The 12,456-nt window shown below is 65.5% G+C and carries 14 protein-coding genes; 8 read left to right on the forward strand and 6 right to left on the reverse strand.

Annotated features, from left to right (window positions below; genetic code table 11):
- From AC1Q6Z_RS15185 to AC1Q6Z_RS15195, 3 genes are all read left to right on the forward strand, one after another.
- The gene (locus tag AC1Q6Z_RS15185; RefSeq protein ID WP_492648425.1) at nucleotides 1-387 is read left to right on the forward strand and encodes a DUF805 domain-containing protein; all 387 of its coding nucleotides are present in this window, start codon (nucleotides 1-3) and stop codon (nucleotides 385-387) included.
- Between the two features lie 79 nt (nucleotides 388-466).
- Nucleotides 467-1,660 (forward strand): succinyl-diaminopimelate desuccinylase, encoded by a 1,194-nt coding sequence (gene dapE / locus AC1Q6Z_RS15190; RefSeq protein WP_492648619.1) that lies wholly within the window; start codon nucleotides 467-469, stop codon nucleotides 1,658-1,660.
- Nucleotides 1,647-2,243: a hypothetical protein gene (locus AC1Q6Z_RS15195; RefSeq protein ID WP_439614906.1), complete on the forward strand. Its 597-nt coding sequence runs from the start codon at nucleotides 1,647-1,649 to the stop codon at nucleotides 2,241-2,243. Before dapE ends, AC1Q6Z_RS15195 begins: the two co-directional genes overlap by 14 nt.
- On the opposite strand, the gene truA is transcribed toward AC1Q6Z_RS15195, so the two are convergent.
- Genes truA through def form a run of 3 tightly spaced genes read right to left on the reverse strand, consistent with a single transcriptional unit; the run spans nucleotide 2,240 to nucleotide 4,499 of the window.
- The gene (gene truA, locus AC1Q6Z_RS15200) at nucleotides 2,240-2,983 is read right to left on the reverse strand and encodes a tRNA pseudouridine(38-40) synthase TruA (protein ID WP_492648426.1); all 744 of its coding nucleotides are present in this window, start codon (nucleotides 2,981-2,983) and stop codon (nucleotides 2,240-2,242) included. The genes AC1Q6Z_RS15195 and truA overlap by 4 nt on opposite strands.
- Nucleotides 2,983-3,927 (reverse strand): methionyl-tRNA formyltransferase, encoded by a 945-nt coding sequence (fmt, locus tag AC1Q6Z_RS15205; RefSeq protein ID WP_492648427.1) that lies wholly within the window; start codon nucleotides 3,925-3,927, stop codon nucleotides 2,983-2,985. Before fmt ends, truA begins: the two co-directional genes overlap by 1 nt.
- Nucleotides 3,928-3,974: 47 nt before the next feature.
- Nucleotides 3,975-4,499 (reverse strand): peptide deformylase, encoded by a 525-nt coding sequence (gene def / locus AC1Q6Z_RS15210; RefSeq protein WP_439625606.1) that lies wholly within the window; start codon nucleotides 4,497-4,499, stop codon nucleotides 3,975-3,977.
- Nucleotides 4,500-4,622: 123 nt separating this feature from the next.
- Between def and AC1Q6Z_RS15215 the strand changes: the two genes are divergently transcribed.
- The 3 genes from AC1Q6Z_RS15215 (at nucleotide 4,623) to AC1Q6Z_RS15225 (ending at nucleotide 9,364) form a co-directional block, all read left to right on the forward strand.
- A complete protein-coding gene (locus tag AC1Q6Z_RS15215; RefSeq protein WP_492648428.1) occupies nucleotides 4,623-5,816 on the forward strand; it encodes a DNA recombination protein RmuC in 1,194 nt (397 codons plus the stop codon).
- A gap of 44 nt (nucleotides 5,817-5,860) precedes the next feature.
- Nucleotides 5,861-6,760, forward strand: a complete 900-nt coding sequence (locus AC1Q6Z_RS15220) for a ribokinase (RefSeq protein WP_439614903.1) — start codon at nucleotides 5,861-5,863, stop codon at nucleotides 6,758-6,760.
- A gap of 267 nt (nucleotides 6,761-7,027) precedes the next feature.
- A complete protein-coding gene (locus AC1Q6Z_RS15225) occupies nucleotides 7,028-9,364 on the forward strand; it encodes a methyl-accepting chemotaxis protein (RefSeq protein WP_492648429.1) in 2,337 nt (778 codons plus the stop codon).
- A 58-nt stretch (nucleotides 9,365-9,422) separates the two neighbouring features.
- Here AC1Q6Z_RS15225 and AC1Q6Z_RS15230 read toward each other — a convergent pair whose 3' ends face one another.
- Both AC1Q6Z_RS15230 and AC1Q6Z_RS15235 read right to left on the reverse strand, forming a co-directional pair.
- The gene (locus AC1Q6Z_RS15230) at nucleotides 9,423-9,782 is read right to left on the reverse strand and encodes a hypothetical protein (RefSeq protein WP_492648430.1); all 360 of its coding nucleotides are present in this window, start codon (nucleotides 9,780-9,782) and stop codon (nucleotides 9,423-9,425) included.
- Complete coding sequence (locus tag AC1Q6Z_RS15235; protein ID WP_492648431.1) at nucleotides 9,782-10,723, reverse strand: nucleoside hydrolase; 942 nt, start codon at nucleotides 10,721-10,723, stop codon at nucleotides 9,782-9,784. The genes AC1Q6Z_RS15230 and AC1Q6Z_RS15235 overlap by 1 nt, the downstream gene beginning before the upstream one ends.
- Nucleotides 10,724-10,904: 181 nt before the next feature.
- On the opposite strand from AC1Q6Z_RS15235, the gene AC1Q6Z_RS15240 reads away from it, so the two are divergent.
- On the forward strand, nucleotides 10,905-11,336 hold the full coding sequence (locus AC1Q6Z_RS15240) for an Hsp20 family protein (protein ID WP_256118053.1): 432 nt from the start codon (nucleotides 10,905-10,907) through the stop codon (nucleotides 11,334-11,336).
- 133 nt (nucleotides 11,337-11,469) lie between these two features.
- The gene (locus tag AC1Q6Z_RS15245; protein ID WP_319323808.1) at nucleotides 11,470-11,727 is read left to right on the forward strand and encodes a BQ00720 family protein; all 258 of its coding nucleotides are present in this window, start codon (nucleotides 11,470-11,472) and stop codon (nucleotides 11,725-11,727) included.
- Between the two features lie 20 nt (nucleotides 11,728-11,747).
- Here AC1Q6Z_RS15245 and trmB read toward each other — a convergent pair whose 3' ends face one another.
- Nucleotides 11,748-12,449 carry a tRNA (guanosine(46)-N7)-methyltransferase TrmB gene (gene trmB, locus AC1Q6Z_RS15250; RefSeq protein WP_492648432.1) on the reverse strand — a complete coding sequence of 234 codons (702 nt, stop codon included), beginning with the start codon at nucleotides 12,447-12,449 and terminating at the stop codon, nucleotides 11,748-11,750.
- Nucleotides 12,450-12,456 lie beyond the last annotated feature (7 nt).

Raw genomic sequence — 12,456 nt, forward strand, 5'->3', positions numbered from 1 at the left:
ATGGCAGCCGTCGAGGAGCAGAGGCCGAGCCTCGCCTGGCTCTTCTTCGGCTGGACCGGCCGGGTGAGCCGGGCGCCCTTCGCGCTCGGCTGGGCCTTCTGGCTCATGCTGCTTTCGGCCTCGCTCGCCCGCATCATCATCGTGCCGAAGGAGGATCCGTCCTTCCTCCTCTGGTCCTTCGTCTTCATCGGCACGGCGATCGTCTCCACCGTTTCCTCCGTCCTGCTGACGGTCAAGCGGCTGCACGACATGAACCTGCCGGTGCCGCTGATCATCTGCCTATTCATCCCCGCCATCTCCTTCTTCGCGCTCATCGCCTTCCTGGTCTGGCCCGGCACGAACGGGCCGAACGAATATGGCGACCAGCCCAACCGCCCGAAGGACTGAGTGCGGCTCGTGACAGGCCCCGGGCGATCGGCTAAACCTCAAACCCACGTCTCCCCTCTCGCGTTGTGACCGCATGCCCATGACCTCTGCCGATCCGATCGCCAATCTCGCAACGCTCATCCGCTGCCCCTCCGTGACGCCCGCCGAAGGCGGCGCGCTGACGGCGCTTGCCGCCATGCTGGCGCCGCTCGGCTTCACGGTGGAGCGTATGACGGCCAGCGAGCCCGGCATGCCGGATATCGAGAACCTTTATGCCCGCATCGGCACGGAAGGCCCGCACCTGATGTTTGCCGGCCATACGGATGTGGTGCCCGTCGGCGACGCCGCCGCCTGGACGCATGACCCGTTCGGCGCCGATATTGCCGATGGCGAGATGTTCGGCCGTGGTGCCGTGGACATGAAGGGCGGCATTGCCTGCTTCGTCGCCGCCGTGGCGCGCCAGATCGCGAAGAACGGGCCGCCGAAAGGTTCCGTCTCCTTCCTCATCACCGGCGACGAGGAAGGCCCGGCCGTCAACGGCACAATCAAGCTACTGCAATGGGCGGCGACACGCGGCGAGCGCTGGGATGCGTGCCTCGTCGGCGAACCGACCAATCCCGACCAGCTCGGCGACATGATCAAGATCGGCCGCCGCGGCTCCGTCTCCGGCACGATCACCGTACATGGCGTGCAGGGGCATGCGGCCTATCCGCACCTTGCCGACAATGCCGTGCGCGGCGTGATCGCGCTCACCAGCACGCTGATGCATCCGCCCTTCGACGCCGGCACCGAAAGTTTCCAGCCGTCGAACCTCGAAGTGACGACGATCGACGTGGGCAACCGCGCCACCAACGTCGTCCCGTCTCAGGCGAGCGCCAGCTTCAACATCCGCTTCAACGACACATGGACCGCCGAAACCGTGATGGAGGAGATCGTGCGCCGGCTCGATGCCGCCGCGCGCGACGAGACGCTTCGCCCCGGCCGCGAGCCCGTGCGCTACGACGTCAAATGGGCCGAGCGGCCGAGCCACGTCTTTCTCACGCGCAACAACCAGCTGATCGCCTCCATGTCCGGCGCCATCGAGGCCGTCACCGGCCGTGCGCCAAAACTGTCGACGACCGGCGGCACGTCCGATGCGCGCTACATCAAGGACTATTGCCCGGTGGTGGAATTCGGCCTTGTCGGCCAGACCATGCACATGGTGGACGAGCGGGTGGCCGTCGCCGACCTCGAAACGCTGACCGTGATCTACCAGACCTTCATCGAACGCTGGTTCGGCGATGCCCGGGCTTGACGAGGTCCTGCACTACCTGACCGGTGTCTTCCTGCTTGTGCGACAGAAGCAGGACGGTTTCGGCTGGCTGGATCTGACGTTGCGCGGGCTTACACGTTCGTTCTGGGCGATCGTGTGGTGCCTGCCGGCCTTCGCCGTCATCTGGGCCTCCTGGCGCCTCTATTATCTCGGCAGCATGCCGGCGGGAACGCCGGCGGGCGTCGCCTTCTTCGTCAAGCTGCTGGTGATCGATCTTGCGGGCTGGCTGCTGCCGCTGGTGCTGCTCGCCGCCGGCGCGCGCCCGCTTGGCTACGGCAAACAGCTCGGCGTGGTGGTCACCGCGAGCAACTGGATCGCCGTCCCCTTCGCCTACGCCGCCGCCGTCCCCTTCGCGATGACGCTCCTGCTGCCCGAAAGCGCGCCCTTTGCCGGCCTGCTGCTCTATGCGGTGTTCGGCGCGAGCGTCGTGCTGCAATTCCGCCTGGTCTGGATGTGCGTCGGCAAGCAGACGCTGCTCGCCGCCGCCATCACGGCGATCTTCGTGCTGCCGCCGATGATCGCCGGGCAGGAATTGCAGCGCATTCTGGGCACGCTGCCGGCTTAGTAGTCCACGGCCATGAAATAGAGCCCGTCCGGCGGCGCCACGGGACCGCAGGCCTTGCGGTCGTGCGCTTCAAGGGCGGCGCGCACGTCCTCCACCGTCCACTTGCCCTCGCCCGCGAGCTTCAGCGTGCCGGCGAAGGAGCGGATCTGGTTGTGCAGAAAACTCTGCGCCGAAACGCGCATCTCGATCAGATCGCCGCTGCGCGTCACCTCCAGCCTGTCGATGGTGCGGATCGGGCTGTTCGCCTGGCACTGGGCGGCGCGAAACGTCGTGAAATCATGTTTGCCGACCAGCACCTGCCCCGCCGCATGCATCGCCTCGTGATCGAGGTCCTTCGCGACGAACCAGGCCCGGTTCGCCTCCAGCGCCAGCGGCGCCTTGCGCGAAATGATGCGGTAGAGATAGTGCCGCCTTTTGGCCGAGAAACGGGCGTCGAAATCCTCCGGCACCTCCGCCGCATCGAGGATCGCGACGCGCTCGCGTGCCATGCCGAGATGGGCGTTCAGCGCATTGCGCAGCGTGTGATCCTTCCAAACGCGGGAGAGGTCCGCGTGGGCAACCTGCCCCATGGCATGCACGCCTGAATCCGTGCGTCCCGCGCCGCGGATCGAGACGGTCTCGCCCGTCAGCGACAGGATCGCCGCCTCGATGGCGCCTTGCACGGAATGGCCGTTGTCTTGGCGCTGCCAGCCGACATAGGGCGTGCCGTCATATTCGACCAGGAGCCGGTAGCGCGGCATCAGGCGATGACCTGACCGGGCGGGACCGGCGTGCCGCGCAGGAAATCCGCCGCGTCCAGCGGCTTGCCGCCGGCCTTCTGCAAGCGCACGAGCCGCACTGCACCACCATCGCCGCAAACAATCGTCAGCCGGTCGTCGAGCACCGTGCCGGCGACCTTGGTGGAGGTTTCATCCGCCCGCTCGCTCGCCAGAACTTTTACGCGCTCCAGCTTGCCGGCGACCGGCAGCTCGAACCAGGCGCCGGGAAACGGCGAGAGGCCGCGGATATGGTTGTGCAAGTCGCGCGCGGCCCGCGAAAAATCGATGCGCGTCTCCGCCTTGTCGATCTTGGCGGCATAGAGCACGCCCTCCTGCGCCTGCTCCGTCAGCGGCAAGTCGCCGGCTTCCAGCTTCGCCATGGCCTCCGCCATCAGCGCGCCGCCCGCCTGCATCAGCGCATCATGCAATTCGCCGGCCGTCATGGTGTCGTCGATCGCAACGCGGGCCGTCAGCGCGACGGGGCCGGTATCGAGGCCCTTGTCCATCTTCATGACCATCATGCCGGTTTCGGCATCGCCAGCCATGATTGCCCTTTGAATGGGTGCCGCCCCGCGCCAGCGCGGCAAAAGCGAGGCATGGCCGTTGTAGCAGCCGAGCCGCGTGCCGTTGAGGATCGCCTCCGGCAGCAGCAGCCCATAGGCGACGACGACCGCGACATCCGCATTCAGCGCGCGAAAAGCCGCGCGATCGGCCTCGTCGCGAAAATTGACCGGCGTGAAGACGGGAATGCCGAGCCGTTCGGCGGCCTGATGGACGGGAGACTTTACCAGCTCCAGGCCGCGGCGGCCGGCCGGGCGCGGCGGCTGCGAATAGACGGCGACAATTTCGTGGCCGGCCCCAGCCAGCGCCTCAAGCGTGGCGACGGAGAAATCCGGCGTGCCCATGAAAATGATGCGTAGGGCCATCGGTCAGCCTCCGTGTGAAATGGTGCGGACCGGACCGTGATGCCCGGTCAGATCGCCTTGCTGCCGCGCAGCTTTGCCGCCTTGGTGAACTTGCGGATCACGATCTCGCGCTTCAGCTTGGAAATGTGGTCGATGAACAGCACGCCATTCAGGTGGTCGATCTCATGTTGCAGGCAGGTGGCAAGCAGGCCGTCGGCCTCGGTAAGCTGTTCCTTGCCGTCGCGGTCCAGATGCTTCACCGTGATCGCCGCCGGACGCTCGACCTCGGCATAATAATCCGGGATCGACAGGCAGCCTTCCTCGTAGACCGAGCGCGTATCGGAGGAGGTCACAACCTCCGGATTGATGAAGACGAGCGGCGCCTTGTCCTCGCCGTCCTTCGACACGTCCAGCACGAGCATGCGGCGCGCGACGCCGATCTGGATCGCGGCAAGGCCGATGCCCGGCGCATCATACATGGTTTCCAGCATGTCGTCGGCGAGCTTCTTCACCTCGCTGTCCACGGTCTCGATAGGCTTCGAGACCTGGCGGAGGATCGGATCGGGGAGGATAATCAGCGGCTTGATGGTCATGCGCCTCCTTAGCGCGGTTTTTTTGCGCTTTCAATCGGATTTGCCCGCCTATACGCGCGCGAAGCCGCCAATTTGTTCACGGTATGATCTGGTTTTCGCCGGAAAGCGTGCTATGGTCCGGCCATGATCGATCCCGCCTTTGACACGATGCTGACCTCCTTCCTTGCCCGGCTCGGCGGCACCGGGCCGGCGCTCGTGCTGCTGGCAGCGGTTCTTCTCGCCGTCTTCGGCCTGATCTCGGCCCGCCGCAGCCAGGCGCGCCAGCGGGAAGCGGCGGTGATGGCGGAGCTGCGCTTTGCCGAACTCATGAAGGCCCAGACGGAGATGCAGGGCCGCGTCGCCGCGATGGCAGAAGTCTTCGGCAGCAAACAATCCGAAACCAACCAGGCGATCAATTCCCGCCTGGACGGCCTTACCCAACGCCTCGGCCAGTCGATTTCCGAACAGACGCGCTCGACGCATGAAAACCTGCGGCGCCTGCAGGAGCGCCTCGCGGTCATCGACACGGCGCAGACGAACATCCAGTCGCTCGCCAAGGACGTGGTCGGCCTGCAGGCGATCCTCTCCAACAAGCAGACGCGCGGCGCCTTCGGCCAGTCGCGCATGGAGACGATCGTGGCGGATGCCATGCCGCACGGCGCCTACCAGTTCCAGGCGCAGCTTTCCAACGGCGTGCGCCCGGACTGCACGATCCGCATGCCGAACGGCCAACCGCCGCTCGTGATCGATGCGAAATTCCCGCTGGAGGCCTGGAACGCCATGGCGGACGGACGCCCGCCGGACGCGGCGAAGGTCGCCGCCCAGCAGTTTCGCCGCGACATGGAGACCCATATCCGCGATATCGCCGAAAAATACCTGCTGCCCGGCGAAACGCAGGATACCGCCTTCCTTTTCGTGCCGTCGGAATCGATCTTTGCCAGCATCCACGAGAATTTCGAGGGCGTCGTGCAGCGGGCGCACCGCGCGCGCATCGTCATCGTCTCGCCATCGCTGCTGATGCTCTCCGTGCAGGTGCTCCAGGCACTGCTGAAGGACCAGCGCATGCGCGAGCAGGCCCATGTCATCCAGGGCGAGGTCGTGCGCCTGATGGACGACCTGACGCGACTTGACGACCGGGTGCGCAAGCTGCACGGCCATTTCACCTCCGCGCAAAAGGATGTCGACCTCATCCTCACCTCGACCGAAAAGCTCGCGCGGCGCGGCGCACGCATCGGCGACATGGAATTCGAGGCGGTTTCGGGCGTTTCCCCGCCGGCGGAGAAGACTGTGGAGAGCCGAACGGGCCAACTGCGCCTGAGGGTAGTTGACGAGGACTGACCGCCTCGGGCAGTGTCCGGCGGAAACGACAAGGGGCACTTCTCATGATCACCGTCTTCGGCTCCATCAACATGGACCTCATCGCCACGCCAGACCGCCTGCCGAAGCCCGGCGAAACGGTGATGGGCACGAGCTTCACCACGGCTGCCGGCGGCAAGGGCGCCAACCAGGCGCTGGCCGCGCGCCGCGCCGGCGCCATCGTGCGCATGGCGGGTGCGGTCGGCGACGACCGGCTGGCGAGCCAGGCGCTCGCCCTTCTGGCCGATGCCGCCGTCGACCAGAACGGCGTGCGCGTCGCGGCGGAAGCGACCGGCACCGCGCATATCCTGGTCGCCGCCGATGGCGAGAACGTCATCGTGGTCGTGCCCGGCGCCAATGGCACGGTGACCGGCGAGGACGCCAAGCGGACGATCGGCGCGATGTCGCGCGGCGACTACCTGATGCTCCAGTTCGAAATCCCCGCAAGCGCCATCGAAGCGGCCCTCGTCGGCGCCAAGCAGAAGGGCGTCACCTCGATCATCAACATCGCGCCCTTTACCGGCGACGCCAAGCGCCTCGGCGCCATCGCGGATATTCTCGTGGCCAACGAAACGGAGTTCGACCTCTTCATCGGCAAGGGCGAGCTTTCGGACGAGGAACGGGAGGCGACGATGCGCGCGCTGCACGCCCAGAGCGGCCAGACGATCATCGTCACCCTCGGGGCCGATGGCGTCGTCGCCATCCGCAAGGGGGAGATCCACCGCGCCAAGGGCCTAGCCATCGAGCCGGTCGACACGGTGGGGGCGGGCGACACGTTCTGCGGTTATCTTGCCGCCTCGCTCGATGCCGGCCTCGCCTTCAAGGACGCACTGCGCCGCGCGGCCGTCGCCGGCTCGCTCGCCTGCCTGAAGCCCGGCGCCCAGCCTTCCATCCCCTTCGCAAGCGCCGTCGACGCCGAAATCTAGGCCTTAGATTTCGCAATTGGCACAGCAGGCGTCGCATCTTTGTGACGCCTGCAAATTCAGCCGGTTGGGCCGATTTGTTGCCGGGAAATTTGGCTCTTTATTAATATTTTATGGGTTACTGAAGTCTTAGACAGCGTGCCTTGAAAGGCGCGTTCCGTCTCTGGCGCTGGTCGCGCGCCCCGCCCTCCATGATGGAGACCACCCCGCTTTCGAATGTGCTCCTTCGCGGCTGCCCGCGCCGCGGACGTTTCTGCTCGTGAGGATTTCATGTTCAATTTCAAGGCCAAGTCGCTCGCGACCAAGCTTATCGCCGTCACCGGCGGCACGATCGCCCTGGTGATGCTCGCCTCCAACACCGTGCTCATCAGCGAGACGCAGAGCCGTGTTGCCGATCTCGTCTATTCCGAAGCCGACACACAGGCCAAGGCGATCGCCGCCGACATCGCCGCCGATATCGGCGCGCTGGCAGGTGCTGCCCGCGCCATGGGCGGCGTGATCGAGCAGGGCCATTCCTCCGGCCTGATGGACCGCAAGGAAGTCGTCAACATCCTCAAGGCGAACACCGAAAAGAACAGTTTTGCGCTCGGCAGCTGGTTTGCGGAAGAGCCGAACGCCTTCGACGGCAAGTCGAAGGAGACGCCCGCGCAGCTGGAAACCGGCACGTTCAAGGACGGTACGTTCAACCCCTACTGGACGAAACGCCAGGACGGCTCGATTTTGCTGTCGACCTTCGAATCCGACTACAAGGCCGAATGGTATTCGCTGGCCGCCAAGAGCGGCAAGGGCGCCATGAGCTCGCCTTATGCCGAAACCACGACGGGTGAAAACTTCACGATGGCGTCGATCGCCTACCCGGTCGTTTCCGGCGGCAAGTTCATCGGCGTCACCGGTGTCGATGTCTCGCTGAAGACGCTCTATGAAAAGCTCAGCAAGATGAACCCGTTCGGCACCGGCCGCGTCATGCTGCTGTCGCAGACCGGCAACTGGATCGTCGCGCCCAATGCCGATCTCCTCATGAAGCCCTATGAGGGTGAAGGTGTCGACATCGTCAAGGAGGCGCTCGCCACCGGTAAGGCCGGCCGCATCGAAAACCTCTCGTTCGATGAACTCGCTTCCTTCGACCGCCTGGTCTACCCGTTCGCGCTTCCCGACATCAACACGACCTGGCTCGTGCTGCTCGACGTGCCGCGCGCTGCGATCAACGCGCCGGTCAACGACCAGACCTACATGATGATCCTCGGCGGCCTGATCGTTCTCGGCGCCGTGCTGCTCGGGCTCTATTTCGCCGTCCGCATCTTCGTGCAGAAGCCGCTTGCCGGCCTCGTTTCGGACGTCGCGACGCTCAGCAATGGTGTCTACACCCAGCCGATCGCCGGCCAGGACCGTTCGGACGAAACGGGCTCCGTCGCCAAGGCGCTCGAAGGGTTCCGCCATCAGCTCGCCGATACAAAGCGGCTGGAAGCGGAAGCCAACAGCCAGCGCCAGCTGACGGAAGCCGAGCGTGGCCGTTCGGAAGCCGAACGCGCGGAATCGAGCGCCCTCCAGCGCGATATCGTCGGTCGCCTCGCCGATGGCCTCGCCCAGCTCTCATCGGGCAACCTGAACTTCCGCCTTTCCGGCGATTTCCCCGGCGAGTACGGCAAGCTGAAGACCGACTTCAACTCGGCGATCGCCAGCCTCGAAGAGACGATCCAGACGGTCAACGCCTCGGTCGGCAATATCGGCGGCGGCACCGGCGAAATTTCCAAGGGCGCGGCCGATCTCTCGCACCGCACCGAGCAGCAGGCGGCAAGCCTCGAAGAGACCGCGGCGGCGCTCGACCAGCTCACCTCCCAGGTCAATTCGAGCGCCGAAAACGCCCGCGTCGCCGCCAAGTCGGTGGAGACGGCGAGCAACGACGCCAGCAAGTCCGGCGAAGTGGTACAGAAGGCCATCGACGCCATGCGCGGCATCGAAAAGTCCTCGACCGAGATTTCCAACATCATCGGCGTGATCGACGACATCGCTTTCCAGACCAACCTCTTGGCGCTCAACGCCGGCGTGGAAGCGGCGCGTGCCGGTGAAGCCGGCAAGGGTTTTGCCGTCGTCGCCCAGGAAGTGCGCGAGCTCGCCCAGCGCTCGGCCAATGCCGCCAAGGAGATCAAAACGCTGATCAACACCTCCGAGGTGCAGGTCCGCGAGGGTGTCGATCTCGTCGGCAAGGCCGGTGGGGCGCTCGAAAACATCGCCGACCAGGTCATCCAGATCAACGGCCTCATCCGCCAGATCTCCGGATCGGCTTCCGAACAGGCCGTCGGCCTCAAGGAGATCAACGCGGCCGTCAACCAGATGGACCAGGTGACCCAGCAGAACGCCGCGATGGTGGAAGAAACCACCGCCGCCAGCATGGCGCTGAACGACGAGGCCCAGATGCTGAAGTCGCTCGTCGCCCGCTTCCGCGCCGGCAATGGCGGCATGGCCGCCAGCCAGCCCGTGCAGCAGCCGGTGCGACGCGACGTCCAGCCGCAGCGCGCCGCTTACCAGGCCCCGCGCACGACGGCCCGCGCCATGCCGCAGGTCGCCGGCAACACGGCGCTTGCACAGGACGACTGGCAAGAGTTCTGAGCTTCACGACGGAGAAACAAAAGGCCGGCGGAGACGCCGGCCTTTTTCGTTTGAAACGCTATTTCCGCTCGGTCGGCTGCGCCTGCAATCGCCCGCGGGAGCGCGAGCGGCTGGCGCTCGCCAGGCGCTGCGTGGCCTCTTTCAGCTCCAGCTCGGAAAAGAGGGCCTGGTATTCCGGCCGCAGCATCAGCGCCTCCATCGAGAGCTCCGCCTTGCCGGCATCGAGCAGACGTTCGAGGCCGGTCGTGCCGGGCTTGAAGACCAGCTCCTTCGCCGCCGCCACGCCGCCATTGAGCAGCACGAAGCGGCGCAGCAGCACCGGGCGGAAGCCGAGCGCGGAGAAACGGTCGTAGAGGCCCATCATCTCCTTGTGGAAGCGGCCCTCGGCACCCGGCGTCGCATTGCGGGGGCCGGGCATCAGAGGCGGCCGACGCGCTCGGCGAGCAGCGCGAAGAAGCCGTCGGCGTCGATGTCCTTCATGACCCGGGCATTGTGCTTGCGGCCGGTGACCTGCCACCAGTCGACGACGGTCATGCCGACGGTGAGCGGCGAGGCCACCTCCACCTCGACATTGCAGTCGCGGCCGGAGAAGAGTTCCGGCTTCAGGAGGTAGGCGACGACCGTCGGATCGTGCAGCGGACCGCCGTCGGAGCCGTATTTCTCGATGTCGAAGCGCTCGAAGAAATCGAGCATCTCGACCAGCGCGATGGCCGGACGGCTGCCGATGGCGCGCAGCTTGGCCACCCGGCTCTTCAGCGTCAGAACCTTGTGGGTGACGTCGAGCGGCATCATGACGATCGGGATGCCGGACTTGAAGACTGCGGCAGCGGCTTCCGGGTCGACATAGATGTTGAACTCGGCGGCCGGCGTGATGTTGCCGCCCTCGAAGAAGCCGCCGCCCATCATGACGAGTTCGCGCACGCGCCCCGCGATCTCCGGCGCGCGCTCAAGCGCGGTGGCGATGTTGGTGAGCGGTCCGAGCGTGCAGAGCGTCACGGTGCCTGCGGGCTCGCGCTTCAGCGTCTCGATGAGGAAATCGACGGCATGCTGCTCCTGCAGCGGCATCTGCGGCTCGTGCAGCTCGGGGCCGTCGAGACCGGTCTTGCCGTGCACATGCTCGGCGGTGACGAGCGGGCGGGCGATCGGCTTGTCGGCGCCTGCGAAGACCTTGATGTCGGGGCGGGAGCAGAATTCCAGGATGATGCGGGCATTGGTGGCGGTCCGCGAAAGCGGCACGTTGCCGGCGACGGTGGTAATGCCGAGGATCTCAAGTTCGGGGCTGCCGAGCGCCAGCATGATCGCGGCGGCGTCGTCCTGGCCGGGATCGGTGTCGATGATGATTTTGCGTGGCTCAGACATGCCGCTTGCGTCCCTTGTCTCTTCCTTTTCCCGCCGACATTCGGCAGGCGAAGCGGCGACTATATTTGCGAAATCGCCGATCGCAAGCGTCTTGCGCCCCCGCGCCGCAATCACCATATTGCATCCGAAGGGATGCCGAGGTCGGGTCCCCTCACGGTCGCTTGAAGCCAAGGACTAGACGATGTCACGCATGACCCCTTTCACGAGCCCGCTGCTCCTGGGTTTCGACGCCATGGAAAAGACCCTTGAGCGTATCGCCAAGGGCAACGATGGCTATCCCCCCTACAATATCGAACGGCTGCGGCCGAACGGTGATACGGGCGCGCCGGAGCTTCTGCGCATCACGCTCGCCGTCGCGGGTTTTTCGGATGAAGAACTCGACGTGACGACGGAGGAAAACCAGCTCGTCATCCGCGGCCGCCAGGTCGACAGCGGCGAGCGGGATTATCTTTACCGCGGCATCGCGGCCCGCCAGTTCCAGCGTACCTTCGTGCTTGCCGACGGCATGCGCGTTTCGGGCGCCGAGCTGAAGAACGGCCTGCTCTCGGTCGATCTCGTGCGGCCGGAGCCGATCCGAATGGTAAAGAAAATTAACATTTCCGTATCAGACTAGATCATGAGCCGTTCCCGCGGGAACACCCGCCGGATCGTCTCGAGCGTAACCTGATCGCCTGACGCACCGATGGGCCATTGTGGCCGTGGGCGTCCGGTGGCCGGCAAGTGCCGGTATTGCCATGGAGGCAAAGATGGGACTGAAGACTGTAACCCCCAGCGTTTCGAAGGCAGATCTTGCGCATCTCGGCGCAGGCGAAGTCGGCTATATCCGCAAGATGAAGGCGGACGAAGTGTCGCGCGTCTTCCCGGAAGCCCCGGAAATCGACCCGAGCCTCGACCTCTGGGCGCTGTTCGGCGCCGACGGCACGCCGATCCTCTTGACCGACAACCGTTCGAGCACCTTCTACAAGGCGGCCGAGGACGACCTGCGCACCGTCAGCCTGCACTGATACCGGATTGAAACCTTCCGTCAGGACCGACGGAAGGTGAGATAGGCCGATCCGCGGCCCTCGCGCTTGGCTTTCGCCTCGTAGCGCGTGCCCGGCCAGCCGGCAAACGGCGTCAGCCAGTCGACCGCGTTTTCGGCGGTCCACACGAAAGCGGGATGCGCCCCGCAATGCATCAGCGTCCAGTTGACATAGGTGTCGATGTCGGACGCGAAGCAGAAGAGCCCGCCGGGCTTCAGCACCCGGGCAAAACGGTCCAGATTGACCCTGGACACGAAGCGCCGCTTCCAATGTTTCTTCTTCGGCCACGGGTCCGGATAGAGCAGGTCGATCTGGTCGACCGAGGCCGCCGGCAGCCAATCCAGAAGCACCGTCGCATCGTCATCATAGAGCCGGATGTTCTTCGCGCCCGTGTCCTCGACGCGGCCGATCAGCTTCGCCATGGAATTGACGAAGGGCTCGACGCCGATGAAGCCGGTCTCCGGCTGCTCCACCGCACGATGGATGAGGTGCTCGCCGCCGCCGAAGCCGATTTCGAGGCGCATGCGGGTCGGCTTGAAATCGTAAAGCGTCGTGATATCCGCCGGGGCCGGGGTCGAAAGATCGACCTTCAGCTCCGGCAGCAATGTTTCGAGATGCTGCGCCTGCCGCTCCCGCAACGGTTTACCCTTGCGGCGACCGAAGAAGGCTTCGCTCGCGCGGCTGGGGCGCTCTGCATCGCTCATGGTCGCC

The organism is Shinella sp. GW835-FHT14H05, assembly GCF_058793575.1.

Coding starts and splice junctions, on each gene's coding strand:
- AC1Q6Z_RS15195 (WP_439614906.1), top strand. CDS start 1,647: ATGCCCGGGCTTGACGAGGTCCTGCACTACCTGACCGGTGTCTTCCTG.
- AC1Q6Z_RS15240 (WP_256118053.1), top strand. CDS start 10,905: ATGTCACGCATGACCCCTTTCACGAGCCCGCTGCTCCTGGGTTTCGAC.
- AC1Q6Z_RS15245 (WP_319323808.1), top strand. CDS start 11,470: ATGGGACTGAAGACTGTAACCCCCAGCGTTTCGAAGGCAGATCTTGCG.
- AC1Q6Z_RS15235 (WP_492648431.1), bottom strand. CDS start 10,723: ATGTCTGAGCCACGCAAAATCATCATCGACACCGATCCCGGCCAGGAC.
- AC1Q6Z_RS15225 (WP_492648429.1), top strand. CDS start 7,028: ATGTTCAATTTCAAGGCCAAGTCGCTCGCGACCAAGCTTATCGCCGTC.
- def (WP_439625606.1), bottom strand. CDS start 4,499: ATGACCATCAAGCCGCTGATTATCCTCCCCGATCCGATCCTCCGCCAG.
- dapE (WP_492648619.1), top strand. CDS start 467: ATGACCTCTGCCGATCCGATCGCCAATCTCGCAACGCTCATCCGCTGC.
- AC1Q6Z_RS15220 (WP_439614903.1), top strand. CDS start 5,861: ATGATCACCGTCTTCGGCTCCATCAACATGGACCTCATCGCCACGCCA.
- fmt (WP_492648427.1), bottom strand. CDS start 3,927: ATGGCCCTACGCATCATTTTCATGGGCACGCCGGATTTCTCCGTCGCC.
- truA (WP_492648426.1), bottom strand. CDS start 2,983: ATGCCGCGCTACCGGCTCCTGGTCGAATATGACGGCACGCCCTATGTC.
- AC1Q6Z_RS15215 (WP_492648428.1), top strand. CDS start 4,623: ATGATCGATCCCGCCTTTGACACGATGCTGACCTCCTTCCTTGCCCGG.
- AC1Q6Z_RS15230 (WP_492648430.1), bottom strand. CDS start 9,782: ATGCCCGGCCCCCGCAATGCGACGCCGGGTGCCGAGGGCCGCTTCCAC.
- AC1Q6Z_RS15185 (WP_492648425.1), top strand. CDS start 1: ATGGCAGCCGTCGAGGAGCAGAGGCCGAGCCTCGCCTGGCTCTTCTTC.
- trmB (WP_492648432.1), bottom strand. CDS start 12,449: ATGAGCGATGCAGAGCGCCCCAGCCGCGCGAGCGAAGCCTTCTTCGGT.